The sequence below is a fragment of the Mycobacterium sp. IDUB_1 genome (assembly GCF_055419625.1).
The window spans coordinates 830,772-854,679 of sequence record NZ_JBVAYA010000001.1 but is presented as its reverse complement, the minus strand read 5'-3'; the positions used below and the strand labels follow the sequence as shown (position 1 = coordinate 854,679).

Below are 23,908 nucleotides of genomic sequence, written 5' to 3'. Positions count from 1 at the left end.
GTTTCTGCTGGGATTATTGTTGACGTGCTGACCAGCCCAGGTCGATCCACCCCTCGAAGGAGCCGTCGATGTCGACTCCTACCGCAAACATCCGGCGACGACTGTGCGGCGCGGCCGCAGCGGTGGTGTGCGCCCTGGTGGCCGCCGGGGTCAGCGCGCCGGGGGCCGCCGCAGCCAGCGCTCGCGAGCTGCTCGCCGCCGCGATCGCCACCACCAAGGGCTCGTATCTGGTGTACAACTTCGGGTCCGGTGCGCCGGCGCCCATGCTCGACGCCGCGGGCCGCTGGTACGAGATGGGGAACGGCGGCCGGCTGATGATCATCAAGGGCGCCTCGTCGAGGTTGGCGCCGCGACTGCTGGCCGACTCCCACACGGGGTTCCAGGCCCGCTGCGAGCGTGACCCCCGCGCCCGAACCGCCGAGGGTCTTCTGCAGGCCTCCGAGACCTACTCGCCGCTGCAGGCATGGCAGGTACTCGGCCAACCGACGATCGCGATCAACGCGAACTTCTTCGACGTGCGCGGCCAGCAGGGCGGTTCGTGGAAGTCGACGGGCTGCAGCTCGCCGCTGGGCGCCTACGTCGACAACACCCGCAATCTCGGCCGGACCAACGCCGCAGTGACGGGCACGCTGGCCTACGCCGGCAAGCAGGGACTCTCGGGCGGCAACGAGAACTGGATGGCGCTCTCGACGATGATCCTGCCGGTCCAGGGTGCACCGTTCGTGGTACCGCCGACGAGCGACACCGACTTCGACGCGGCCTCCCCCGTGATCGCCGGCCTGATTGACAAGGGCACCCGTTTCGTTGCGGTCGCCGGTATGCACCTGCTCGCCCCCGGCGACACCGGCCAGATGAACGACCCCGGCCCGAGCGCGGCGCGCACCGCGATCGCCTACGTACGCGACCGCGACGAGATGTACGTGTTCTCCGGCGGCAACTACACGCCTGACCAGATCCAGGACCTGTTCCGAGGGCTCGGCAGCGACACCGCGGTCCTGCTCGACGGTGGCGGTTCGTCGGCCATCGTGCTGCGCCGCGACACCGGCGGCATGTGGGCTGGCGCGGGTTCGCCACAGGGCTCCTGCGACACGATGGCGGTGCTGTGCGATTCGCACGAACGGGCGCAGCCGGCGTGGCTGGCCTTCAACTAGCCGCCAGTGCGCTGCGGGCGGCCGCCAACGTCTGCCGCTCGTAGCCGGAACCGAACAGCACGACGTGCGCGAGCAACGGATAGAGCTGGTGCAGCCCGACCCTGTCACGCCACCCCGCGGTCAGCGGGCGGACCTCCTGGTAGCCCGCGACGATCTCGTCCAGGTGCGGACAGCCGAAGAGCGCCAGCATCGCGAGGTCGGTCTCCCGGTGCCCGCCGTGCGCCGCGGGGTCGATCAGCACCACACCGTCGGCGGTCCACATCACGTTGCCGCTCCACAGGTCACCGTGCAGCCGGCACGGCTGCTCATCAGGATCGTCGAAAACACCTGCTACACAACGTGACACCACTGCCTCGACCGCCTGGCGGACATCCTGGCTGGGCCGCGCCCGCTCGAGCATCGGCGTGAGTCGATGTTCGGCGTGGAAACGTCCCCACGAGCTGTCGTGGCTGTAGGTCATCGGCAACGGCTGGTCAAGAGGACCGAAGAAGCCTGACGGCGCGGCCCATGCGGGCGGTGACGCCCCGAAGCCGTCGGCGCCTGCGGCGTGGGTGTGTGCCAACCGCGCGCCGAATGTCCGCGCGGCCGCACGCTCAGGTGCCACCGACGCGAGGCGCTCCAGCGTCAACGAGTGCTCGTCCACGGCGACCACCCTCGCGGTGGGAACACCCCCGTCGGCATCCGAAAGCCATTGCAGCCCAACAGCTTCACAGCGAAAGAACCCCGGCGGAGCATTCGGGTGACGTTTCACGTGGAACACGCGAAACGCGTCCCTACAGCTGCGGGGTGAGGTCGAACGACGTGACCGTCGACATCCGGGTGATCAGCCACTCCCCGCCGTCGCGCTTCATCGTCAGGCGGTAGGACAGATAGCGCAGCGACGGGATGTTCTTGGTGACGGGGCTCGTCGAGATCGAGTTGGTGTACACGATCGCCGTGGCGTCCGTCGGCGTGAGCGCGGGCGAGACACTCTCCACGGCCGCACCGACCACCTCGGTCGTGTTGGTGACCTGCGCCTGCTTGTTCGGCTCGACGATCGCGTCGATGTACTTGCGGTAGTCGCCGGCGAAGTCGCCGCCGAGGAACCGTGATGCGCGGTCGGCCAGGGCAGGCATGTCGTCGGGGGTGTAGGTCCACAACGCAGTGATCGCTGCGGTCGCGGTGCGCGCGATCTCGAGCTTGGTGGTATTCAGAGCCCGCTGCGCGAGGTACGGCTGCACCATCGCGCCCGCGAACGCACCTCCGCCGACGAACAGCACCGAGGCGACGACCGCGGCCGCGACCAGTCCGCGCCCTGCGGGACGGTGCTCGACCATCCGGATCTCGGCTGCGGGTGCGGCCCCGTCGGTTGCGTCCCCGCCGGTTGCCTCTGCGGCCTCCTCGGGTGCGTCCCCGGCCTCAGCGTCCGGCTCGGTGACGGTGTCGGTGGCGGTGTCGGGGTCGGCACTCACGTCTGGCTTCGGGGTGCGCGCTGCCTTACCCACGGGCTTCTTCGGCTGATCGGTCGGCTGGTCGAGCGGTGTCTCCACCGCGGACGAGTCGGGCTTCAGCCGCTCGACCGTCTCCTCGGGCTGCTCCGCGGCGGGCGCTGCCGCGCGGGTCCGCCGGAAGAACCGGCGGCGGCGCGGCGGGGTCGCGGGATCGCTGGGAGTCGCCGACTCGTCGGTGGTCAGATCACCTGAATCAGGTTGCTGATCTTCCACTGCTGTCCTTCCTTGATCGTCGTGGCGATCCAGCGGCTGCCACTTTCGATCGTCGTCTTGCCGTCGGGCGTCGTCGACGTCGCCTTCGTCGCGATCAGCACGTCGGCGCTGCCGTCGTCGTTCCAGCGCTGCACCCCCGCGGCGAGCACCGTGCCGGTGGTCGGTTCTCCGCGGGCCACCTGCAGCAGGATCTCGTTCTGCTTTTCTTTGAAACCCTTGGCGAACTCGCCGGTCGCCTGCGCGGCGATCCGGTCCGCGTAGGCGTTGGCGTTGAAGGGGTCCAGGGTCATGTACTCCGTCATGAACTCGCGGGCGTACCCCAGCGCCGATGCCTCCTGAACGGCTTCGGACCGATCGTGTTCGTGCCGGATCAGCATCAGAGTGCTTGCCGTGATCGCCGCGGCGACCACCAGCGCCACCACCGCCCCCACCACCGGCAGCCCCCAGCGCTTCGGCTTGCGGGGCTCGCTGCCGAAGTAGTCGGTCGCGGTGTCGTCGACCTTGCGCCGCGGGCTCACTGGCCGGCCGGATTCATCTGGGGCTTCTTCAACACGGTCAGGTTCGCCACCCGCCACTGGCCGTCGGTGCGGTCGAAGTCGACGCGCACCGTCGCCGTGATGAACTTCAGATTTTTCGGATCGTCACCGCGCTGGCCCTGCATTGCCAGCAGCATGGACGCCGTATCGGGCGTGACCGGCGGATCGGTCAGCACCGCATGGCTCACCGCCCAGTACTCGTTGGACTTGATCCCCGCCTTCTGGGCGGCCTGCTGCTGCGCGGTGAGCTGCTCGCGGTAGGTGTCGGTGGTCAGCGACTGCGCCCGGGCGAAGTCAGCGGCCATGGTGTCGGCGCTGTAGGTGAGCATCTGCTCGACGATGCGCGGGCCCTGCTCGTCGATCTGGACGCGTGCCGCATCGACGGCACGCTCGTGCCGGTACACCGTGAGGTAGCCCAAGCCGGCTGCCGCCGCGCACACCAGTGCCACCACGATCAACACCATCGCGACGAGCCGCCGCATGTTGCGCGCCGGCCGCTCGACGACGACGACCTCAGTGCGGGCCAGCATGTCGGCGAAGGTCCGCCGCCGGCGATCCCACAGCGGCCACAGCCAGCCGACGAACACCGCCAGCGTGTCGAGCAGGTGGGCGAGTTCGCGCACGGCCAATCGGCCGATGCCCACGACGGCGCCGTCACCGGATTCGGCCCGTCCGCGTACCGCGATCCCGCACAGCGCGCGGCCCATCGTCCAGCCGGTCGCCACGGGAAGGACAAGACGGTTGACCGCCGTCGCGAACAGCGCCACCCCGGCCGCACCGGTGAAAGACCAGCGCGCCCAGCCGTCGGCGGGCGACGCCAGAGCCAGTAGCGCCATCGTCGCGATCACGGCCGCACCCGGCAGGACGTCGACGAGCAGTGCACCCGCGCGCGCCGACCACGACGCCCGGTCGACCTCCGGCACCTCGCTGTCGGACGTCGAGTCGGTGATCGGCAGGACGGTCGTCACGACGTGACCTGGTCGAGCTTGGCGATGCGGTAGCGGCCCTCGTCGAACGCCATCGTGGCGCGCAACCGGTAGCCGACCTGCTGATTCGCGGCCTGCGAGTTGGTGATCTTCACCCGGACCGCGACGAGCACATTGATCGACCCGTCCGGGTTGTGCCGCTCGACCGCGGCGCGCAGGTCGTCGACGGCGACCTTCGCATTGGCCGCCTGGTACGCCTCGGCGATCACGCTGCCGAACAGGCCGGCCTGGACGCCGAAGTCACCGGTCGAGCACTCGAGGATCTTGGACTGCGCGACGGTCATCGCCGCGGTATCCGGCGCGTTGGTGGCAGCCACACACTCCTTGGCAGCGGCCAGTGCGGCGTCGTCGCTGCGGGCGATCGACGCGGCGCGCTGGTTGGCCTTCAACGCGTAGTAGCCACCGGCCACAGCTCCGCCGGCAAGGACAACGAGCGCCGCGGTCAGGGCGGCGACCCAGCGCGTGCTGAGCCGCGACGGCCGACGCGGATCCTCCGGCGGGACCTGGTCGGGCACGGACGCGTCGACGGACTCTTCGGCGACCGTCGTCTCCTCGGCGGCGCCGTCCTCGGGGGTGTCGATGGGGGGGTTCAGCCGGCTGGAGCCAGCATCTCCTTCCATCCGTCATCTCCTGGGTTACTCGAGTTCTTCACGTTGTATCGCACCCCGTCGGGCCCGACCACCTCGCCGCTCTGGGGGCTGTACGCGGCGGTGCTGCCGGGCGGCCCCTGCGCGGGAGTGTAGATGCACGGGTTGGGCTGTTGCCCGCTGCAGCTGACGGTACCCGAGCCCGGTGGGCTGATCGGATCACTGACCGGTGAGGCGCTCATCGGCGGGGGCAGCCGGTCGGCCGGCAACGGGTTCATGCCGTTGTTCACCGACGGCGCCGGTATCACCCGACCCGGGTCCACGCCCTGGTCGCAGCGCGCACCAGGGGCGGGGCAGGACAGCACCTGATTCGGGTCGCCGTACCACGGGTTGGTGCCCAGCGGCACGTACGGCTCGTTGCTGTGGCATTCCTTCGGTGAGGCGGCACGCTTACCCGGCACATCCGCACACGGGTAGTTGCGAGCGCCGCGAACGACGTTGCCCTGGTAGTCCTTCGGGATCTTGCAGTAGGTGCCCGACGGCAGCGGCGCCATCGACGTGTCGGCGGGCGAACGCCATTCCGAAGCCGGCAGGAAGCCGGTCATACACGGCGGCGGCAGGTTGATCGACAGACCGAAGTGCAGCAGACCCTCGTTCTCGAAGATCGTGCCCGCCTGCGTCAGCGACGCACCTTGGGGCAGGACCACCAGCGCCTGCTCGAGGCCCTTGTTGTAGCGCTTGAGCATGTCGATGACGACCGACAGGTTGGCCAGCGTCTGCGGCAGCGAGTCCCGCACGTCGGAGAACAACGCGTTCACCTGATCCAGCGTCGGCGCCGCCTGCTGCAGACCGCTACGCAGCGCACCGTCCTGCTCGGCGGTCTGGCCCGCGATGATGTTCAGGTTGCGCGACCACTGTGCAATCGCGTCACCCGACTGCACCTGGCTGTTCAGGATCGGCGCCGAGTTGGCGATGATGTCGTTGACCTGCGGCAGGTTGTCGCGGAAGCCTTCGGCGAGGTTCGTCGTCGACTCGACGAGACGCTGCAGCGAGGGACCGAGACCGCCGACCGCGGCCGACGTCTCGGTCAGCAGGGAATCGATCTTCTCCTTCGGCAGCACGGCCAGGCCGCGATTGGCCGCGTCCAGCGCGGGCCCCACCTCCGCCGGAACCGTGCTCTTCGTGATCGTCTGCCCCGGGCTGAGGTACTGCTTGGAGTCGGCAGCGGGCACGAGATCGAGATACTGCTCGCCGATCGCCGACACCGAATGCACCTCGGCCGTCACGTCCACCGGGATCTTGACGTCGTTGCCGATGCTCAGCGTGGCCCGAGCACCGTTCTCGGTGGGCTCGACCTCGGTGACCTTGCCGATCTGGGTGCCGCGGTAGGTCACGTTGCCGGTGGCATACAGCCCGCCCGAGCGCGGCAGTTGGGCGTAGAGCGTGTACTGCCCCACGCCGGCCAGGCTCGGCAGGCGCAGGTAGTACAACCCCAGCACGGCAACCGCCGCCACGGTCAGCACCGTGAAGATGACCAACTGGATCTTGATGAAACGGGTCAGCACTGCTCACTCACCCCTTTCCACCAGCGGTCCACCCGGCGCGTCGTGCGGGTTCGGGGTGAACCGCACATCCGGGATCATCGTCTTCGGGTCGCGGCCCCACGACTGCTCGAGTGCCCGCAGCATCCCGGAGACGCCGGTACCTGACAGGAACCCGTTGTCGATGGCCGACAGCGTCAGATCCACCAGGATCGAGACGTTGATGTAGTCACCGCGAACCACCTTCGGCACGTTCTCGATGCTGAACGGTGCGGTGAAGATGAGCTTCAGCGCACCGAGCAGGTACGGCCCGGCCTTGCCCAGCTCCCGCAGCGGACGCTGCAGATTGGCCAGGTTGGTGTTCAGGTCACCGCTGGCCGGCGACAGCGCATCATCGGCGGCGTTGCTGATCCGGCCCAGGGCCTGCACCGCGTCGGCGAACAGATCACGCGTGTCGGCGAAGTGCTTGATCAGCGGCGGGAACTCGGTCAGCACCTGGTCGAGAGTGTCGTTGCGCTGCTCGACGATCGAGAGCAACCGGTTCGTCGAATCGATGGCCCGGGTGATGTCGTCGCGCTGCTGGTTCAGCTCGTCGGTGAATGTGTCGAGCTTGCCCAGGAACTCCCGGATCTGGTCGGACCGGCCGTTGAGGACGTTGAAGATCTCGGTCTGGATGGTCTCCAGGTTCGACACGCCGCCGCCGGTCAGGATCGACGCGATGCTGGCCAGCACCCGCTCGGTCGTCGGGAAGGACGACGCGTTCTTCAGCGGGATGGTGTCGCCGGTCTTGAGCTTCTCCGGCGACGGGTCCGGCGGCGCATCGAGCTGGACGTGCTGCGAACCCAGCAAGCTCGTCTGGCCGATCTTGGCCAGCGTGTTCTTGGGCAACTGCACCGTCGAGTCCAGATCAAGGGTCAACGTGGCGACCCAGTTCTTCAACTCGATCGACCGCACGCGTCCGACGTACACGTCGGCCACCCGCACCCGGCTGTTGACGTTGAGCGCCAACGTGTCCGGCATCTGGACGTAGATCGTGGTGTGGTCGGGACCGGTACCGGGCCCACCGGGCAGCGGCACGTTCGCGATGCCCTTCCACGAACCGCACGAGGTCAGCACCACGGCTGCCGCGCCGAGCGCCACCGCGCGTCGGCTCAATGTCGCCAAGCGTCCCACGGTCAGCCTCCCGACTCTGCCGGCAACAACGGACCCGACGGGGCGGCAGGCGCGGGACCGGCCGCCGGCGCTGCCGGCCCAGCCGGTGCGATCGCCCCCAGCGGATCGCCCGGGATGACGCCCGGTGCGGGTGCCGGCGGGGGACCCGGCTGCGGATACCACGGCGGCGGCAGCGGATTGTTCTCGTTGTACGCGTTCGGCGGGCCGGGCAGGCGGCCGTTGTTCACGCCGAACGCCGGCGGAGCCGGCGGCGCCACGATGTCCGGGCCACCCATGAGCTCGGCGAGCGACTCCGGGGTGAGCATGTTCTGCGTGAACGGCTGCACCTCGACGCCCTGCATACCGGGTGCGACGACCCAGCCTGGCTCGTGGTTGCCGTGGGAGAACAGCGTGTCCCTGGAGAAGATGCCGGGCACGGTGGTGTCCTTGTATCCCGGCGGCGGCTGCAACCGCGGCTCGGAGTAGGCGATCTGCTTGGGCAACGTCGCAGCCGCCTGCAGCTGGTTCGCGCCGAAGGGCAGGTAGTTGAACTTGATCGCGTCCAGGATCGGCCCGAGGTACTGCGCGCACAACTCGGAGGAGTCCTGGTAACCCAACCGGCTGCCGGCCTGGATGGCACTGCAGATGAACTGCATCGGGTTGGCGAAGTTGTTGATCACCGGCATACCGATGACACCGCCCGAGTTCGGTGAGGAAATGTTCACGACGTTGGCGCCCAGGTTCGGGAACACGTGCAGGCCGGTCTCCAGGCCGTCACGGGGCTCGGGCTGAAGGATCGCGTTGGTCACCTCGGCGAGGTTGTCGACATCGTGGGCGAGCACCTCGCCGTTCTTGCCGATGAAATCCCTTGTGGTGGTGAGCAACTGGTTGAGGTCCTGCAGAGCGTCAGCCACCTCGCGGTCGGTGTTGGTGAACGCGTTGGTGAACTTGGCGAGATCGTTGTTGAGGGCCACGAACTGCTGGTCGCTCTTGTACAGCGCGTTGACGAACAGCGCGAGGCTCTTGACGACGCTGAACAGATCGCCGCGGCCCTCGTTGAGCGCGAACAGCGCGTCCGACAGACCCTTGAGTGTCTTGTTCAGCTGCTCGCCCTTGCCGGCGAAGCCGTCGGCCGCGGACTCGATGATGTCGCCGAACGGTCCCTTGGGCTGTGCGGGAGTGGGACCGAGGTCGGTGAGCAGCTTGTCCAGGGAGTCGCGCAGATCGTCGTACTCGACCGGCACCTGGGTGCGGTCCACGTTGATGACGGCGCCGTTCTCCATCACGGGGCCACCCGTGTAGGGCGGGGCGAGCTGGATGGTGCGAGAGGCGACCAGGCTCGGGTTCAGGATCGAGGCGGTGGCGTTGGCAGGGACCTTGAACTTCTTGTCGTAGTTGAAGGTCACCCTCATCTTGTCGCCGTCGGGCTCGATCTTCTCGATCTTGCCGACCTGCACACCCATGATCTGCACCTTGTCGCCCGGGTACAGCGCGAGGGTCTGGGTGAAGTAGGCGGTCACGGTGTTCTTCGTCAACCGCTGGTAGGCCTTGAAACCGAAGAATGCGGCCACGATCGCGGCGATCAGCACCACGGTGCCGATCACCAGTGCCGTTCGGGACACGCCCGGCACCTTCATGTTTCGCACGTTGAAGATCGTCGACATCTAGCTCTGCACCCCCTTAACCTTGCGAGCCCGGCGGCAGGAACGGTGGATTACCCGGCAGCAGCGGCTGGCCCGCCGGGGCCGGCTGCGGACCCGGACCAGGTGGCGGCGGCGGACCGTTGAGGGCCGGCGGCAGCGGCGCGATACCGGGCGTGAAGTCCGGCGGCGACGGCTGTGGCGCCAACGGGACCGTGCGGGCTCCGGGCGGAGCAGCCGGAAGCGGAGGCATCGCCCCGGGCACGTTCGGCGACAGCTGGCCCGGGATCGCGGCGGCCGGCACACCCGGACCGGGCTGCGGCCCGTTCGGATTGGGTGCCGAGGTCGCGACGTTGGGGCCCTGGCCCTCGTAGTTCGGGCCGTACGGGTTGTCGCCGTAGGGGCCGACGCTCAGACCGGCGCACGGCAGCGGGTTCCCCGGCCGGGGCAGTCCGTCGGCGGGCGGGGTGTACGAGCACGGCGAGCCGGGCACGACAGCAGGTCCCGGATTGTCCGGAGTGCCTTCGAGCGGGGTCGGGGCGGGCGGCGGTGCGCCGTTGGGGAAGCCGGTGCCATTCGGATCCGGGAACCGGAACGCGGGGAGGCCGGCATTGCGCCAGAACTGCTCGGGGTCGATGCCGCGCTTCTTGAACGCCGCGTCGACGTACGGCTGCAGAATCCAGTACGGCGCCAGGTTGGCCAGCATCACCTTGAAGTAAGGACCCGACGCGATCGCCTCACCCAGTGAAGCGGTGAACTTCGACAGCGTAGTCAGCACGTCGACGAGGTCGAACTTGCGCTCGTTGAGCACGTCGCTGATCGTGCGCAGCTGCTCGAGCACATGGTTGAGGTTCGGGTTGTCGTCGATGAAGCCCTTCACCTGGGCGGAGAACTTGCCCACACGCTCCAGCAGCTGGCTGACCGCGTAGTTGCGCTCGTTGACCGCGGCGAGCAGCGTCTGGGCGTTCACGAAGAGCGCGTTGATCTGCTCGCTGCGGTTGCCCAGCACCCCGGCGACCCGGTTGGCGTTGCTCAGCAGCGTCTTGATCTGGTCGTCGCGCTTGCCGATGGTGTCGGAGAACCGGGCCACCCCGTCGAGCGCAGCGCTCAGGTGCGGGTAGGTCTGATCGATGGTCTGCGACAGCACGTTGAGTGAGTCACGCACGGTCTTGGTGTCCCACCCGGACGCCGAGTTGCTCAGGTCGAAGAACGCGTCGTAGATCTGGTACGGCGTCGAGGTCTGACCCAGCGGCAAGGTGCCGTCGGCGGACAACGCCTCGTCACCGCGCGGCTCGATCTCGATGTTGCGCCGGCCCAGGATCGTGTCGGTGCGGATCGCGGCGCGACTCTTGGTGCCGATCTCGGTGCCGCCCAACCCGAAGCCGATCACCACCTTGTCGCCGGAGATCTCCGTGGACCGCACCAGGCCGACGTCGACGCCGGCGATCCGGACCTTGTCGCCGGCGTTGATGCCGCCGGTATCGGAGAACTCGGCGTAGTACGTGGGTGTCGCGAACAGCATCGGCACATTGGTGAAGCTCTGCCCCACGCCGATGACGATGATCAGCAGGATGACGCCCATCAAGCCGCTGCGGACGCGATTGGAACCCTCGAGGACTCTCATTGCGGTGTGCACCTACCCGAGGGCTGGCTCCACACCTTGACCGTGCGCACCGGCCCGCCGGGCTGGAGCCCGTTGAGCTTGAGCGTCACGTCGCAGGCGTAGAAGTTGAAGAAGTCACCGTAGATGCCACCGGCGCGGCCGATGATCTTCAGCGCGGTCGGAACCCGGACCAGCAGGTCGTTGAGCTGGTCCTTCTGATCGACCAGCGGCTGCTGGAGGATCTCGAGCTTGCTGGTGGTCTGCTGCAGCAGCGGCCGGTTGTCGGCCAGCAGATCGGCGATCGTCCCGGCGGCGTCGCTGATGTCGGCGACGGACTTGGCGATCGGGTCTGCGCGATTTTTCAGCCCGGTGATCAGGGTCTCGAAGTTCTTGACCGTGTCGTCGAACTGCTGCTGGTGCTTGACGGTGGTGGCCAGCACGGTGTTGAGGTTCTTGATCACCTCGCCGATCGCCTGGTCGCGATCGGCCAGCGCGGACGTCAGCGAGGCCGTCTGGTCCAGGATGTCGTTGATGGTTCCGCCCTGCCCTTGGAAGACCGTCACGATCGACTGCGCGATGGTGTTGACCTTGTCCGGATCCAGCGACTGGAACACCGGACGAAAACCGCCGATGAGCGCGTCGAGGTCGAGCGCCGGCTCCGTGCGCTCGACGGGGATCGTGCCGCCGGGCTGCAGCCGGGTGTTGCTGTCGCCCCGCTTGAGCTCCAGGTAGCGGTCGCCGATGAGGTTCAGGTAGCGGACCGAGGCGGTCGTCTCGTCGAACAGGTCCAGCGAGCGGTCCACATCGAAGTCCACCCGGGCCTTGGTGCCGCCGTCGATCAGCTTGACGTCTTTGACCTTGCCGACCTCGACACCCGAGGCACGGACGAACTGCCCGGAGCGCAGGCCACTGGTGTTGGTGAAGACCGCCGAGTAGCTGTTGGTGCGGTCGAAGCGCATCTGGCCGAACACCACGATGATGAGCGCGGTGAACAGCAGCAGCACCAGGGAGAACGCCCCCAGCTTGATCGCGGTACCGGTGATTTTCATGGGTTGATCGTGTGCTCCCCGACTTGGCGGCCCCACACGTACTCGGTGAGCAGCGGCTGGCCCAGTTCCAGGTGGTTGTACGGCGCGAGCGAAGCTCCGGTGTCCATCACCAGGTACGGCGACGGCCACAGGTCGCGGGTGATGGGCTGCCAGCAGCCGGGGCGGCCCTCGGGTCCGCCCTTGGCGTTCACGCGCGGCAGGTTGTCGGGGTAGACGTAGGCGTTTCCGGCGCCCAACCCGATCAGCTCGGAGTGGGTGCGCAGCGAGTAGCCGTTGCCGCCCAGCGATGCGGCGACCTTCGGCTCGACGTCGTGGTAGTTGCGGATCGTGCAGAACAACGCGGGGCTGTACTTATCCAGCAGCGCCGAGGTGGGCACCAGATCCTTCAGACCACGCTGCAGGTAGGGACCCCCGCGCTCGAAGATGTCGCCGCCGGTGTTGCCGAATCCGACCGCAGCCATCAGCGCCTGATCGACATTGCCCTGCTGCTCGTTGAGGGTGCGCGCGGTGGTCACCGCGTTCTGCAACCCGTCGAACAGATCGGGGGCCGCGTCGGCGTACACCTCGCCGAGGTCGGCGAGCAGCTGGTTGTCGCGACGCAGCTGCGGCATCTGCGGGTTGATCTCACCGAGGATCTGATTGCCGTTGACGATCGACTGGCCGAATCGGTCGCCGAGCCCGTCGAGGGCCTGCGCCGTCGCGGTCAGCGTCTGGTTGAGCTTGATCGGGTCGACCTGACCGGCGACCGACACCACTGTCTCGAAGAGGGTGTTGAACTCGGTGGTCACCTTGGTCACGTCGATGACGTCGGAGCTGGTGATCCGTTGCGGGGACGGGTCTTTGGGCGACGAGAACGACACGTACTTGTTGCCGAACACCGTGGTGGCGCTGATGTCGGCGTTGACGTTCTGCGGGATCAGGTCGATGTACTTGGGGTCGACGTCGAGGATGATCTTGGCCCGGGGCTCGTCACCGACCGTGACCTGCTCGACCTCCCCGACCCGACCGATCTCCACGCCGTTGTAGGTGACCTTGGAACCCGGGTCCATGGACAGACCGGACCGCGCCGCCATCATGGTCAGCTGGGTCCGCGGCAGGAAGTCACCGCGGAACTGCAGGAACACCAGCACCAGCACCACGATCGTGATGAGCGCCAGCACCAGGCCCGCCAGCTTGTAGGGCGGCGTGCGTGGGTTGTTCACCGGTGCGGTCATGGCTACACCGTCAGGTTGAAGTTCGGGTCGACGCCGTAGAGCGCCAACGAAGCGAACAGGACCACGCAGACGATCGCGATCAGCGAGGCGCGCATCGAGCGGCCGACGGCCTCGCCGACGCCGACGGGGCCGCCGCTGGCGTAGAAGCCGTAGTAGCAGTGGTTGAGCATGACGATGACGGAGATGATCACGGCCTGCACGAACGACCAGAACACGTCATCGGGGCGCAGGAACGTGCGGAAGTAGTGCTCGTAGGTTCCGGTCGACTGCCCGTAGATCAGTGTCGTCGTGACCTGTGCCGACAGGAAGCTCATGATGATCGCCATCGCGTACAGCGGGATGATGACCACGAAACCCGCCACGATGCGCGTGGACACCAGGTACGAGATGGACTTGATGCCCATCACCTCGAGGGCGTCGATCTCCTCGCTGATGCGCATGGCGCCCAGCTCGGCGGTGGCGCCGGCGCCGACGGTGGCCGCCAGCGCCTGGCCGGCGACGACCGGGGCGGCGATGCGCACGTTGATCAGCGCCGCGAAGAAGCCGGTGAACGCCTCGACACCGATGTTGCCCAGCGAGGCGAAGCCCTGGATGGCCACCAGCGATGACCCCGACAGCGTGACGAACCCGACGATGGCGACGGTGCCGCCGATGACGGCCATGGCGCCGGTGCCCATGCCGATCTCCGCGACCAGGCGCAGCATCTCTTTGCGGTAGTAGCGCATGGCGTGCCCGATGGAGCCGACAGCGGTGACCACGAACCAGGCGATGTGACCCATCGAGTCCAACCCGCGCGCGGGCGCGCCGGCCACCTTCTGGGCAGTCGCGACCCCGCGGGGGAACCTGGAGCGCAGGACGGCGCCAGTGGACATGTCAGCTCCCCGTTCCGAATTTGACGCCGATGGTGGTCAGCACGACGTTCACCGCGAACAGCGCGATGACGCACAGCACCAGGGTCTCGTTCACCGCGGTCCCGACGCCCTTGGCGCCGCCGGCGCACGTCAGCCCGCGGTAGCAACCGACCAAGCCGGCGATCAGGCCGAACGTCAGGGCCTTGATCAGCGAGATGAGCACCTCGGGCAACCCGGTGACCAGGGTCAGCGTCGACACGTAGGCGCCCGCGGAGACGTTCTGCAGGTACACACCGAAGATGAATCCGCCGACCAGACCGATCGTGATGACCGCGCCGTTGAGCAGCATCGCGACGAACGTGGAAGCGATCACGCGGGGCACCACCAGGCGGTGGATGGGGTCGATGCCCAGCACCTCGAGGGCGTCGATCTCCTCGCGGATGGTGCGTGCACCCAAGTCGGCGCAGATCGCGGTCGATCCGGCGCCGGCGACCACCAGCACCGTCACCAGCGGGCCGAGCTGAGTGACCGCGCCGAGTGCCGCACCGGCACCGGAGATGTCGGCCGCGCCGAACTCGGTGAGCAGGATGTTCAGCGTGAAGATGAGGAGCACGGTCAGCGGGATGGACACCGCGACCGTGGGCAGGAACGCGACCCGCAGCAGGAACCAGCTCTGCAGGATGAACTCGCGCCACTGAAACGGCGGCCGCAGCAGGGCTTTGCCGACCAGCACGCACATACGCACGAAGCCGCCGACCGCAGTCAGCGCGGGCCTGACCTGATCGCGCACGTAGCCCGTCAGGTTGGAATTGGTCGTCACCGCGAAGTCTCCGCGACGCGACCGTCGGAGATGTAGCGCACCGGCAGCACCTGTCGCACGCTCCCTTCCCGCCCCGACCCAAAACGTGTGAGACACGTCCTACTACCGGTCAGTAGTAAGACGGACCACCGGACTGTACCCGATGGTGGGGACGCTTCGTACCGCATCGGCGGGATTGCGCACTCAACCGTTAGCACTGGCTCCCCCTCCGGCCGCTTTCATCGTTGTCCCGTCGAAACCGTTGTCCGCGTGGAACTTTCGTGGGCGTCAATCCCGGGCCCTCCGGCTGGCGTGGATCCGAAGCGGGTCCGCAGCTCCGTCTTGAGCACTTTGCCCGCCGGGTTGCGGGGCAGTGCCGCGACGATTTCGAGGACTCGGGGGTGCTTGTAGCGCGCCAGCCGCTCGGTGAGGAACTCGTCCAGATCGGCGAGCGACAACTCTGCACCCCCCGCCGCCGTCAGCGAAGCTCGCAGCGCGACCACAGCAACCGGTACCTCTCCCCACTTCGGATCCGGGCGGCCGATCACAGCGGCCTCCGCGATGTCCGGGTGCGCGGCGAGCGCGTTCTCCACCTCGGCACAGTAGATGTTCTCCCCGCCCGAGATGATCATGTCCTTCTTGCGGTCGACGACCCACACATAGCCCTCGTCGTCCTGACGGACCAGGTCCCCGGAGTGGAACCAGCCCCCGGCGAACGCTTCCGCGGTGGCCTCCGGGTTGTTCCAGTAGCCGGCCATCAGCGTCGGGGCACGGTAGACGATCTCGCCGACCTGACCCACGGGGACGTCGTTCATCTCGTCGTCGACGACACGCGCCGACACCGTCGGGATCACCCTGCCCACCGAACCGAGCTTGCGCAGCGCATCCTCGCCCAACAGCATGCAGGTCACCGGCGACATCTCCGTCTGCCCGAACGCCGCGAGGATTGCCGCGCCCGGGAACGTGTCGGCCATCTCGCGCAGCAGCGTGTCGGAGGCGGGTGCGGCACCCCAGGACAGCACCCGCAGCGCGAGGTCGCGGGAGTTGGCGCGCTGCGCCGCGCACACTGCCTGCCACTGGGCCGGCACCAGGAAGATGCCCGTCACCTTCTCCGCAGCGAGCACGTCGAGCAGCTGGTCCGGATCGAAGGCGCCGAGCGGATAGACCACCGTCGGACGACCGAGCAACAGTCCGACGATCGTGCTGCCGACACCCGCGATGTGGAACAGCGGCACTCCGATGAACCCGACGTCGTGGTTGAGGTCGACACCGTTGGTGAACAGGTGGGTCATCGCCTGACCGGCCAGGTTGTTGTGCGTGAGCACCGCACCCTTGGGCCGCCCCGTGGTGCCGGAGGTGTACATGATCAGTGCGGGCGAATCGTCGGGCACGTCGACGGTGGGACACGGCGCGTTCTCGGCGAGCAGCTCCTCGTAGCCGAGCACTCCAGAATCGGTCTCTTCGCCGGCGACGATGACCGTCTGCAGCGTGGCGTCCAGGTCTCGCACTGCTTTGGCCACCCCGGCGAGCACGGGTTCGGTGACGACGATCGACGCGCTGCAGTCGGAGACCAGGAACGCGATCTCCGGCGGCGTCATCCGGAAGTTCACCGGAACCGCGATCGCGCCGAGCTTGTTGACCGCGATCGTAACCTCGATGAACTCGGGCCGGTTGAGCATCAGGATCAGCACGCGATCACCGGAGCCGACCCCGCGCTGGTGCAGCGCCCCGGCCAGCGCGCTGACGCGACGCTCGAGGTCGGCCCACGTGGTGGTGGCGCCCAGGAACCGCAGCGCGGTGGCGTGCGGCTGCATCAGCGCATGCCGGGAGACCTGATTGGCCCAGTTCTGCCGCCGGGCCAGGTACGGCTGCTCCAGATGGGTTGTCACCAGGTTCGCTCCGTCGTTCCCAGAATTCGTGAGTTGCGCGGTGATGATATTTGATCAAACATTGTGTTGCCTCGGTCACACTATGGCTCAGGCGGCGCCGGGACAACCCGTCGCACAGCCCCCGGGGAAAGGGCGTCGTCGCCATGACAGCTCCGGCCAGGACGACGCGGTCCGGCGCCGTTCGGCGGGAACAACTGTCCGACGAGGTGGCCACTCAACTGCGCACGGAGATCATGACCGGTGCGCTGCGGCCGGACGCGTTCATCCGCCTCGACGAGACCGCCGCTCGCCTCGGCGTGAGCATCACCCCGGTGCGAGAAGCCCTGCGGACGCTGCGGGGCGAAGGCATGGTCGAGCTCGAGCGCCACCGTGGCCACCGCGTGATGCCGCTGTCGCGCACCGACATCGAAGACATCTTCTGGATGCAGTCGACGATCGCGCAGGAACTGGCCGCCACCACGACCCGGCGCATCACCGACGCTCAGATCGACGAGCTCGTGGAGCTCAACGCCGCAATGGCCGACGCCGTGCACCGGGAGGACGACGACGGCATCGCGCGCGCCGAGTTCGCCTTCCACCGCGCGGTCAACCGGGCCTCCGGACGGATCAAGCTGGCCTGGTTCCTGCTGCACGCCAGCCGCTACCTCCCGCCGCAGGTGTTCGCCTCCGACCGCACATGGGGCGCCGACGCGGTGGCCGGCCACGAGGTGATGATCGAGGCGCTGCGCCGCCGCGACGTCGACGCCGTGGTGCGCCTGACCGAAGGCCAGTTCGCCGACGGGCTGGCCCGCCTTCTGGGCTATCTCGACCGGACCGGCCTGTGGGGACCTGTCCCCTAGGTCGCAGCCAGCTGTTCGGCGCGTGCCTTCAGGTTGTCGGCGAGGTAGTCCAGGGTGTCGCTGATCGCCTTCTTCACCATCGGCTTGGGCAGCGGCAGCGTGGTCTCGACGTCGAGGTCGACGGTCAGCAGCGACGTCGGCCCCATGGCCACCACGGAGAACTTCTGTTCCTGCTTCTCGAAGTGATCGCCCTGCTGCAGCATCGTGAAGATCTGGTTCTCCCCCGGGTAGTAGACCGCGGTGATGAACGTGCCCGCCTGGCCCTGCACCACCACATCGAGCCGCAGCTGGCTCGGCCGGCCGTCGGGGTAGCGGGCGAGGATCCAGCAGCCCTTGATCTCCTCGTTCCACTGCGGGTAGGCCTCGAAGTCGGCGACGATCGCCATGATCGACTCGGCGGGGGCAGCGACCTCCACGGTCTTACTCACCAGCGGCATCGGCTGAGCATAGCGAGTGCGCACCGCGCCTCATGCCGACGTGGCGATGCCCTCCCGGCGCAGCGCGGGCACGACCAGCGCCCTCAACTCGCGACCGACCTCGAACTGCTTACCCGGCAGCGTGCGCGCCACCATCTGCACGTTGATGGTGTCCACCTTGATGCTCTCGACCCCCATCACCTGGGGCTCGTCGAGCAGCAGGTGGGAGAGGCGGTCGGTCCGCAACGCCTGAGCGGATACGTCGCGCAGCACGTCGTTGACGGCGACGATGTCGGCGGTGGCGGGCACCGGGATGTCGATCACGGCACGCGCCCAGTCCTTCGACAGGTTGAGCGCCTTGACGATCGTGCCGTTGGGGATCGTGTAGACCTCACCGTCACCGGTCCGCAGCCGGGTCACCCGCAGCGTGACGGCCTCGACGGTGCCGCGGGCGGTGCCGCCGCCGGTGATGGTGAGCTCGATCAGATCGCCGAACCCGTACTGCCGCTCGGTGATCACGAACAACCCACTCAGCAGATCGCCGACGATGCGCTGCGCGCCGAACCCGAGCGCTCCGCCGAGGACGGCTGCGGGGGCGACGAGCGAGCCGATCGGAAAGCCCAGTCGCGCGGCGATGTCGAGCGCCACCCCGATATAGAGGAGCGTGATCAGTACCGAGGCGAGCACCGACGCCAGTGTCTGCCGGTATTTGACCCGCTCGGAGCGCGACGCATCGTCATGGGCGGCGAGCCGCCGGCTGAGCCGACGCGCGAGTGCCCTGATCGCCCGGGTGGCCAGCATGGCGAACACCACCACGAGCGCGATGTGGAGCCCGGTGGTCATCAGCCACCGGACGATCGTGTCGATCAGCGCCCGGCGCTCCCCGTCGACGGGGGAAGCAGCGCGAGTGCACAGACGTAGCCGTGCCGCGGAGCCGCGGGCGGGTAACCCGTGCGCACGAAGGCGCGCACTCGGGTGAGGATCCGTGGGGCCTTCATGGCGGTGGGGTCTACCCCGGTGCCGATGCCCCCAAACTCAGCGCGGTCTTGAGGTCCCGCGCGTTACGGACCGCGTTGCCACCGAGGTCGTTGTTGAAGTACACGAGCACGTCGCGGCCCTGGCCGTCCCATTCCCGCACCCGGTCGGCCCACCAGCGCAGGTCATCGTCGCTGTAGGAGCCGCCGTAGAGCGCACCGGGGTCGGGGCCGTGCAATCGCACGTAGACGAACGTGGCCGTCGCACGCAGGACGCACGGCAACCCCGCACCGCTCATCACCACATACGCCGCACCGTGGCGTTCCAGCACGTCGAACGCGGTCGGATCGAGCCACGACGGGTGTCGTAACTCCACCGCGACGGGAATCGCTGCGGGCAGTACGTCCAGGAAGGCGTCGAGCCGATCGAGGGCGACCGCGTCGCGTTCCATCGTCGGGGGCAGCTGCACCAGCAACGGTCCCGCGTGGTCCCCGAGCTCGCCCCACCCGCGGTGCAACCGCTCGACCCACACCTCCGGGGACCGCAGCCGGCGCGCGTGCGTCAGACCCCGCGGCGCTTTCACCGCCATCGAGAACCCGGGGGGCACCTGGTCGCGCCAGCGGGCGAACCAGGCGTCCGGCGGCCACCGGTAGAAGCTGCCGTTGAGTTCGACGGTGTCGAACTCCGCGGAATACCGCGCCAATCGCTGCGCGGCCGGCAGGCCTCGTTCGTACAGCACTCCGATCCAGTGGTTGTAGGACCACCCCGAGGTGCCGATGCGGATCGTCACAGGGGCTCGAGTACCCCGCTGTCTGACGATCAGCACTGCTCGGAGATCATCGGGCCCGGCCGACTAGGCCGACTACGCGCCCGAGCGGGCTTGGGCCTGGTCGACGCCGAGCGGAGTGGTCTCGCGCACGGCCTCGTCCTTGATCAGGCCGCGGAGCAGCGCCGTGCTGAACTCGACGGCAATCTCCTGGGCGGTGCGACGACCGTGCGGGCGCAGCCATCGGTAGGAGCCCAGGGTCATCCCGATGTAGCCGAGCGCCAAGACGTGGGAGTCACAGTCGTAGAACTCGCCGCTGGCGATCCCGCGGTCGATGACGTCGCGTACGTGCTCGTAGACCTGGCTCTCCTTCTCCCGGATGTAGGCCACCTGCTCCTCGGTGAACCACTCGGTGATGTACGGGGCTTCCTGGAAGTACACGGCGGCGCGTTCGATGTTGCCGGCGATGCCGACCAGCAGCCGCCGGGTGAAGTGGTAGATCGTCTCGCGTGCCGACGCCGACGGGTCGTCGTGCAGTGCGTCGACCGTGAAGTCCGCGGCCCCTTTGTAGATGTCGTAGAGGATCAGCGCCTTGCTCGCGTAGTAGTGGTAGACGGTCGCCTTGTTCAGCCCGACGGCGTCGGCGACATCGTCCATCCGGGTGCCGTGGTAACCGCGCGCGGCGAACAGCCTCGTCGCGACGGCCAACAACTCTTCGCGACGGGACATCCCGTTGCCCGTCCCGGAAGGGACAGCGGTCTCAGACATGGTGACTCACTCTAGAAGGGACCCGGCGGTCCGCGCTCCACTAACTGGTTGGTTCAGTCTAGGTGGTTGCCCTGTGACCGCGGTCTCGTCCGGTCTAGACTCGGCTGCAGCGTGCACGCCCGGCCTGACGGAGGTATTGCGGTGGACCCGAATCCCGATTACGACGCGAGCGACGAACTCGAGTACGGCATCAACTGGTTCGCCTGGATCCTGCGCGGGGTGTACCCGCCACCCTCGTACCCGCCGGTCTAATCCGCCGCCGCCACCATTCGCCCAAACCGCCCGTGAGGCGCCAGTTTGGGCATGACCGTGCGAGTGCGTCGCACCATTTCGTCGAGTTCAGCCCGGCTCCATACCGCCGCGGCTGAGACATGGCCGCGAATCTCGGCGGCCCAATCCCTCGGCGGCACCGGCTCGCGGTCGGGTGGCCACATCAACGGAGGCTCCACTCGCACGAGTTCTGCACCGGGCGCCGGCCACATGTCCTCGGAGTAGCGTTCGCCGCACTTTCGGCACCGCACCTCGTACCGCATGCCATGCGGAACGGACTCGATGAAGACGTAATCGGCCATCGACACGCACCGCGGACACCTCGCCAGGCCACGCTCAACCACCATGCTCACGCGGTTATCGTGCGGCTCACAGCCCAGCTAACGCACCGGTCCGGTCGGAGTCGATGCGAGATCGGTGCCGTTTCGAGACCGACCCAAAAGTCAGGCAGCGGCGGCTTTGACCGCCCGGCCGACCTCGGCGCGCAGCCGGCCGTACTCCGGCGAGCGACGCAACTCGTCGGGATCGACACCCGAACGCGGCAGGTCGACCGGGATGTCGAGAGCGACCTGCCCCGGCCGACGGCTGAGCACGATGATCCGCGAACCCAGGAACGCCGCTTCGTCGGCGCTGTGCGTGACGAACACGGTGGTGCGCCCGGATTCGGCGCTGACCGCCCGCACGTCCTCCTGCAGCCGCTCCCGCGTCAGCGCGTCGAGCGCGGCGAACGGCTCGTCGAGCAGGAACAGCGGCGTCTCCGCCGCGAGCGCCCGGGCGATCGCGACGCGCTGCTGCTGGCCGCCACTGATCTCCCAGATGCGGCGATGCGCCATGCCCGACAGCCCCACCCGCTCGAGCAGTTGCTCGCGCCGCAGCGACCGCTGCTCCCGAGGCACCTTGGCGTAGGTGAGCGCCAGGTCCACGTTGCCGCCTACCGTCCGCCACGGAAAGAGACGCGGCTGCTGGAACACCACGCCTGCGCTGACGCCGGGAGTCGGTGGCGCACCGCCGATCTCGACCGAACCCTGGGTCGGGGTCTCGAACCCGGCGAGCAGCCGCAGCAGCGTGGACTTGCCGCATCCGGACGCGCCGACGAGCACCACGAAGGAGCCCGGTTCGATGGTCAGATCCACCGGACCGACCGCGGTCACCGCGTGCGCGCCGCTGCCGTACCGGTGCGACACGGCGTTGACGCGGATCGCCGTGTCAGTGGTCGCGGTCATGGCGCGAGAACATCCGGCAGACCCTTGGTGTAAATCGCGTCCTGGAACGTCTGCAGGTTTGCCGCCGAAGGGATCTGCTTCTGCTCGGCGAGGAACTGCGACGCGCTCTGCAGGTTCACCGCGATGTTGCCCGGCTTGCCTTCTGCGCCAAGCCATTCCGGCGACGCGACCTGCTGGGGCGTCAGGTACACGCCCTGCTTGAGCTGTCCGGCGACCGCATCGGGGGTCAGCCCGATCTCGGCGGCGATCGCCGTGGCGGCCGCCTGCGGATCGCTCTGGATCAGCGACAGCGCGCGAGCCTCCTGCTGACGCCAGATGTCGACGACGTCAGGATGCTTGGCGGCGAAATCGTCGGAGACGGCCCCGAGGTCCAGGGTCGGCTTCCCGTCCTTGGCCAGCTGGCGGCTGGTGATCAGATCCTTGCCCGTGGTGCGCAGCTGGTCCAGCGTCGGCAGCCACGTGTACGCCGCGTCGATGTCACCGCGCTCCCACGCTGCGAGGATGGCCTGCGGCTGCAGGTCGACGAGCTGAACGTCGTTGGGCGACAAGCCGTTCTGGCTCAGTGCCGCGAGCAGGCTGTAGTGCGCGGTCGACGCGAACGGCGTGCCGATGCGCTTACCCCTCAGCTGCGCGATGGTGTCGACGCCGCTACCGTTGCGGGCGACCAACGCCTCGTTGTCGCCGGCCACGTCGAGCACGAACGCCACCTTGTAGGGGATGTTCAGCGGAGCCGACAGGCCGCGCGCCACCGGGCTCGAGCCCAGCGCGCCGAAGTCGAGTTCCTTGGCGATGAACGCGGTGTTCACGTCGGCGCCGGAGTCGAACTTCGTCCACTTGATGTTGTAGTCGGGCAGCGCGTCTTCGAGCCAGCGCTTGTTCTTGACGATCAGGTCACCGCTGGGAAAGGCCTGGTATCCGATGCGGATGGTCTCCTTGCTCGCGTCCTGCCCGGTGTTGCCGACGGAGCAGCCGCTCAGCGCCAGCACCGACACCAGGGCCGAGACCAGCACGGGGAGAACCCATTTCAGCTTCATACTTTTCCTCTCCAGGGGACAGCGCGCCGTTCCAGCGCGCGGAGCAGTCCGTCGATGACCAGGCCCGAGAAGCCGATCGCGAAGATGCCGACCAGCACGACGGGGGTGTTGTTGTAGTTGCTCGCGTCCTTGACCAGGCCGCCGATGCCGGGGATGCCGTTGAACAGCTCGGCGGCGACCACCGACGAGTACGCCATGCCGACGGCCAGCCGGATCCCGGTGAACGTCTCGGGCAGTGCAGACGGGACGACGACGTCGCGGATCACCTGGCGCCGCGTCGCGCCGAGCGCGCGTGCGGCCTCCTGCAGGGCGACGGGCGCGGCCACGACCGCGGCGGTGGTGGCGACCGCAGCGGGCGGCAGCGCGGCCAGCGCCAGCAGCGTGATCTTGGGCGCCTCGTCGATACCGAGCCAGATGATCAGCAGGAAAAAGTACGCGAGTGGCGGCAGCGCGCGCAGGAACGTCAACCACGGCTCCAGCACCGAACGCAGCCAGCTCACCGAGCCCATCAGCAACCCCAGTGCGACACCGAGCGCCACGCCGATGACGACGCCGGCGAGCACCCGGCGCAGCGTCATGTAGAGGTGCTCCCACAGCAGGAAACCGGCGTAACCGCGGGTGCCGTCGTGGGTGGTCGAGACGTCGAGGAACGCCCGCCACACCGTGGCGGGGTAGGGCACGAACGTCTGGTTCCAGATGCCGCTGGCGGCCGCGATCTGCCACACCACCCCGAAAACGACGACCGACAGCAGCGGCAACGCCGCCCGTGTCAGCCGGCCCCGCCACCGACCTCCTCGCGAGCGCGCGTCAGCGACGGGCGCCGCGGTGGCGGCGTCCTCGGGCGTGATGTCGACGAAAACAGACACCGGGAGATGCTGACGGAACCGTCAGGGCTGCGTAAGTGCTGTGCTCAGCG

At 68.1% G+C, this 23,908-nt stretch carries 25 protein-coding genes and 1 pseudogene; 3 read left to right on the top strand and 23 right to left on the bottom strand.

Features of this window, described 5'->3' with window-relative positions; genetic code table 11:
• The first annotated feature begins 68 nt into the window (after positions 1–68).
• On the top strand, positions 69–1,151 hold the full coding sequence (locus ACZYYX_RS04375) for a phosphodiester glycosidase family protein (RefSeq protein WP_463813197.1): 1,083 nt from the start codon (positions 69–71) through the stop codon (positions 1,149–1,151).
• Here ACZYYX_RS04375 and ACZYYX_RS04370 read toward each other — a convergent pair.
• The 14 genes from ACZYYX_RS04370 to fadD5 all read right to left on the bottom strand — a co-directional run bounded on the left by ACZYYX_RS04370 (position 1,144) and on the right by fadD5 (position 16,701).
• Entirely contained in the window at positions 1,144–1,911 is a 768-nt protein-coding gene (locus ACZYYX_RS04370) for a fructosamine kinase family protein (protein WP_463813196.1), read from the bottom strand. The two genes, ACZYYX_RS04375 and ACZYYX_RS04370, sit on opposite strands and share 8 nt — an antisense overlap.
• 13 nt (positions 1,912–1,924) lie before the next feature.
• Positions 1,925–2,854, bottom strand: a complete 930-nt coding sequence (locus ACZYYX_RS04365; protein WP_463813195.1) for a mammalian cell entry protein — start codon at positions 2,852–2,854, stop codon at positions 1,925–1,927.
• A complete protein-coding gene (locus tag ACZYYX_RS04360) occupies positions 2,821–3,372 on the bottom strand; it encodes a mammalian cell entry protein (RefSeq protein WP_463813194.1) in 552 nt (183 codons plus the stop codon). The genes ACZYYX_RS04365 and ACZYYX_RS04360 overlap by 34 nt, the downstream gene beginning before the upstream one ends.
• A complete protein-coding gene (locus ACZYYX_RS04355) occupies positions 3,369–4,358 on the bottom strand; it encodes an RDD family protein (protein WP_463813193.1) in 990 nt (329 codons plus the stop codon). The genes ACZYYX_RS04360 and ACZYYX_RS04355 overlap by 4 nt, the downstream gene beginning before the upstream one ends.
• The gene (locus tag ACZYYX_RS04350) at positions 4,355–4,996 is read right to left on the bottom strand and encodes a hypothetical protein (protein WP_463813192.1); all 642 of its coding nucleotides are present in this window, start codon (positions 4,994–4,996) and stop codon (positions 4,355–4,357) included. The genes ACZYYX_RS04355 and ACZYYX_RS04350 overlap by 4 nt, the downstream gene beginning before the upstream one ends.
• Positions 4,966–6,528 (bottom strand): virulence factor Mce family protein, encoded by a 1,563-nt coding sequence (locus tag ACZYYX_RS04345; RefSeq protein ID WP_463813190.1) that lies wholly within the window; start codon positions 6,526–6,528, stop codon positions 4,966–4,968. Before ACZYYX_RS04345 ends, ACZYYX_RS04350 begins: the two co-directional genes overlap by 31 nt.
• Before the next feature lie 3 nt (positions 6,529–6,531).
• Complete coding sequence (locus ACZYYX_RS04340; RefSeq protein ID WP_463813189.1) at positions 6,532–7,677, bottom strand: virulence factor Mce family protein; 1,146 nt, start codon at positions 7,675–7,677, stop codon at positions 6,532–6,534.
• Positions 7,678–7,679: 2 nt separating this feature from the next.
• The gene (locus ACZYYX_RS04335) at positions 7,680–9,320 is read right to left on the bottom strand and encodes a virulence factor Mce family protein (RefSeq protein ID WP_463813188.1); all 1,641 of its coding nucleotides are present in this window, start codon (positions 9,318–9,320) and stop codon (positions 7,680–7,682) included.
• Between the two features lie 16 nt (positions 9,321–9,336).
• Entirely contained in the window at positions 9,337–10,920 is a 1,584-nt protein-coding gene (locus ACZYYX_RS04330; RefSeq protein ID WP_463813187.1) for a virulence factor Mce family protein, read from the bottom strand.
• Positions 10,917–11,948, bottom strand: coding sequence for a virulence factor Mce family protein (locus ACZYYX_RS04325; RefSeq protein WP_463813186.1), 1,032 nt, complete (start codon positions 11,946–11,948; stop codon positions 10,917–10,919). The genes ACZYYX_RS04330 and ACZYYX_RS04325 overlap by 4 nt, the downstream gene beginning before the upstream one ends.
• Positions 11,945–13,162: an MCE family protein gene (locus tag ACZYYX_RS04320; RefSeq protein ID WP_463813185.1), complete on the bottom strand. Its 1,218-nt coding sequence runs from the start codon at positions 13,160–13,162 to the stop codon at positions 11,945–11,947. The genes ACZYYX_RS04325 and ACZYYX_RS04320 overlap by 4 nt, the downstream gene beginning before the upstream one ends.
• Before the next feature lie 2 nt (positions 13,163–13,164).
• Positions 13,165–14,034 (bottom strand): MlaE family ABC transporter permease, encoded by an 870-nt coding sequence (locus ACZYYX_RS04315; RefSeq protein ID WP_463813184.1) that lies wholly within the window; start codon positions 14,032–14,034, stop codon positions 13,165–13,167.
• A 1-nt stretch (position 14,035) separates the two neighbouring features.
• The gene (locus tag ACZYYX_RS04310) at positions 14,036–14,833 is read right to left on the bottom strand and encodes an MlaE family ABC transporter permease (protein WP_335329831.1); all 798 of its coding nucleotides are present in this window, start codon (positions 14,831–14,833) and stop codon (positions 14,036–14,038) included.
• A gap of 218 nt (positions 14,834–15,051) precedes the next feature.
• On the bottom strand, positions 15,052–16,701 hold the full coding sequence (gene fadD5 / locus ACZYYX_RS04305) for a fatty-acid--CoA ligase FadD5 (RefSeq protein ID WP_463813183.1): 1,650 nt from the start codon (positions 16,699–16,701) through the stop codon (positions 15,052–15,054).
• Between the two features lie 143 nt (positions 16,702–16,844).
• Here fadD5 and ACZYYX_RS04300 point away from each other — a divergent pair, with 143 nt between their 5' ends.
• Entirely contained in the window at positions 16,845–17,540 is a 696-nt protein-coding gene (locus ACZYYX_RS04300; RefSeq protein ID WP_463813182.1) for a GntR family transcriptional regulator, read from the top strand.
• On the opposite strand, the gene ACZYYX_RS04295 is transcribed toward ACZYYX_RS04300, so the two are convergent.
• The 5 genes from ACZYYX_RS04295 to ACZYYX_RS04275 all read right to left on the bottom strand — a co-directional run bounded on the left by ACZYYX_RS04295 (position 17,537) and on the right by ACZYYX_RS04275 (position 20,465).
• Positions 17,537–17,977, bottom strand: coding sequence for an SRPBCC family protein (locus ACZYYX_RS04295; protein WP_335329834.1), 441 nt, complete (start codon positions 17,975–17,977; stop codon positions 17,537–17,539). The two genes, ACZYYX_RS04300 and ACZYYX_RS04295, sit on opposite strands and share 4 nt — an antisense overlap.
• Before the next feature lie 30 nt (positions 17,978–18,007).
• Positions 18,008–18,799 carry a mechanosensitive ion channel family protein gene (locus tag ACZYYX_RS04290; RefSeq protein ID WP_463813181.1) on the bottom strand — a complete coding sequence of 264 codons (792 nt, stop codon included), beginning with the start codon at positions 18,797–18,799 and terminating at the stop codon, positions 18,008–18,010.
• A gap of 23 nt (positions 18,800–18,822) precedes the next feature.
• On the bottom strand, positions 18,823–18,954 hold the full coding sequence (locus ACZYYX_RS04285) for a hypothetical protein (RefSeq protein ID WP_463813180.1): 132 nt from the start codon (positions 18,952–18,954) through the stop codon (positions 18,823–18,825).
• 11 nt (positions 18,955–18,965) lie between these two features.
• Entirely contained in the window at positions 18,966–19,721 is a 756-nt protein-coding gene (locus tag ACZYYX_RS04280) for a DUF72 domain-containing protein (protein WP_463813179.1), read from the bottom strand.
• Between the two features lie 72 nt (positions 19,722–19,793).
• Entirely contained in the window at positions 19,794–20,465 is a 672-nt protein-coding gene (locus ACZYYX_RS04275; protein WP_463813178.1) for a TetR/AcrR family transcriptional regulator, read from the bottom strand.
• Positions 20,466–20,600: 135 nt separating this feature from the next.
• Between ACZYYX_RS04275 and ACZYYX_RS04270 the strand changes: the two are divergent.
• A pseudogene (locus tag ACZYYX_RS04270) lies at positions 20,601–20,717 on the top strand (CAP domain-containing protein); the annotation flags it as partial.
• On the opposite strand, the gene ACZYYX_RS04265 reads toward ACZYYX_RS04270, so the two are convergent.
• The 4 genes from ACZYYX_RS04265 to ACZYYX_RS04250 all read right to left on the bottom strand — a co-directional run bounded on the left by ACZYYX_RS04265 (position 20,714) and on the right by ACZYYX_RS04250 (position 23,858).
• Positions 20,714–21,082 (bottom strand): hypothetical protein, encoded by a 369-nt coding sequence (locus ACZYYX_RS04265; protein ID WP_463814799.1) that lies wholly within the window; start codon positions 21,080–21,082, stop codon positions 20,714–20,716. The pseudogene ACZYYX_RS04270 and the gene ACZYYX_RS04265 overlap by 4 nt on opposite strands.
• Before the next feature lie 96 nt (positions 21,083–21,178).
• Positions 21,179–21,958 (bottom strand): ABC transporter ATP-binding protein, encoded by a 780-nt coding sequence (locus ACZYYX_RS04260; protein WP_463813177.1) that lies wholly within the window; start codon positions 21,956–21,958, stop codon positions 21,179–21,181.
• On the bottom strand, positions 21,955–22,992 hold the full coding sequence (locus ACZYYX_RS04255) for a taurine ABC transporter substrate-binding protein (RefSeq protein ID WP_463813176.1): 1,038 nt from the start codon (positions 22,990–22,992) through the stop codon (positions 21,955–21,957). The genes ACZYYX_RS04260 and ACZYYX_RS04255 overlap by 4 nt, the downstream gene beginning before the upstream one ends.
• A complete protein-coding gene (locus tag ACZYYX_RS04250; RefSeq protein ID WP_463813174.1) occupies positions 22,989–23,858 on the bottom strand; it encodes an ABC transporter permease in 870 nt (289 codons plus the stop codon). The genes ACZYYX_RS04255 and ACZYYX_RS04250 overlap by 4 nt, the downstream gene beginning before the upstream one ends.
• Positions 23,859–23,908: the final 50 nt, after the last annotated feature.

Coding starts and splice junctions, on each gene's coding strand:
- ACZYYX_RS04375 (WP_463813197.1), top strand. CDS start 69: ATGTCGACTCCTACCGCAAACATCCGGCGACGACTGTGCGGCGCGGCC.
- ACZYYX_RS04350 (WP_463813192.1), bottom strand. CDS start 4,996: ATGGAAGGAGATGCTGGCTCCAGCCGGCTGAACCCCCCCATCGACACC.
- ACZYYX_RS04335 (WP_463813188.1), bottom strand. CDS start 9,320: ATGTCGACGATCTTCAACGTGCGAAACATGAAGGTGCCGGGCGTGTCC.
- ACZYYX_RS04330 (WP_463813187.1), bottom strand. CDS start 10,920: ATGAGAGTCCTCGAGGGTTCCAATCGCGTCCGCAGCGGCTTGATGGGC.
- ACZYYX_RS04325 (WP_463813186.1), bottom strand. CDS start 11,948: ATGAAAATCACCGGTACCGCGATCAAGCTGGGGGCGTTCTCCCTGGTG.
- ACZYYX_RS04320 (WP_463813185.1), bottom strand. CDS start 13,162: ATGACCGCACCGGTGAACAACCCACGCACGCCGCCCTACAAGCTGGCG.
- ACZYYX_RS04315 (WP_463813184.1), bottom strand. CDS start 14,034: ATGTCCACTGGCGCCGTCCTGCGCTCCAGGTTCCCCCGCGGGGTCGCG.
- ACZYYX_RS04300 (WP_463813182.1), top strand. CDS start 16,845: ATGACAGCTCCGGCCAGGACGACGCGGTCCGGCGCCGTTCGGCGGGAA.
- ACZYYX_RS04295 (WP_335329834.1), bottom strand. CDS start 17,977: ATGCCGCTGGTGAGTAAGACCGTGGAGGTCGCTGCCCCCGCCGAGTCG.
- ACZYYX_RS04290 (WP_463813181.1), bottom strand. CDS start 18,799: ATGACCACCGGGCTCCACATCGCGCTCGTGGTGGTGTTCGCCATGCTG.
- ACZYYX_RS04285 (WP_463813180.1), bottom strand. CDS start 18,954: ATGAAGGCCCCACGGATCCTCACCCGAGTGCGCGCCTTCGTGCGCACG.
- ACZYYX_RS04275 (WP_463813178.1), bottom strand. CDS start 20,465: ATGTCTGAGACCGCTGTCCCTTCCGGGACGGGCAACGGGATGTCCCGT.
- ACZYYX_RS04265 (WP_463814799.1), bottom strand. CDS start 21,082: ATGGTGGTTGAGCGTGGCCTGGCGAGGTGTCCGCGGTGCGTGTCGATG.
- ACZYYX_RS04260 (WP_463813177.1), bottom strand. CDS start 21,958: ATGACCGCGACCACTGACACGGCGATCCGCGTCAACGCCGTGTCGCAC.
- ACZYYX_RS04255 (WP_463813176.1), bottom strand. CDS start 22,992: ATGAAGCTGAAATGGGTTCTCCCCGTGCTGGTCTCGGCCCTGGTGTCG.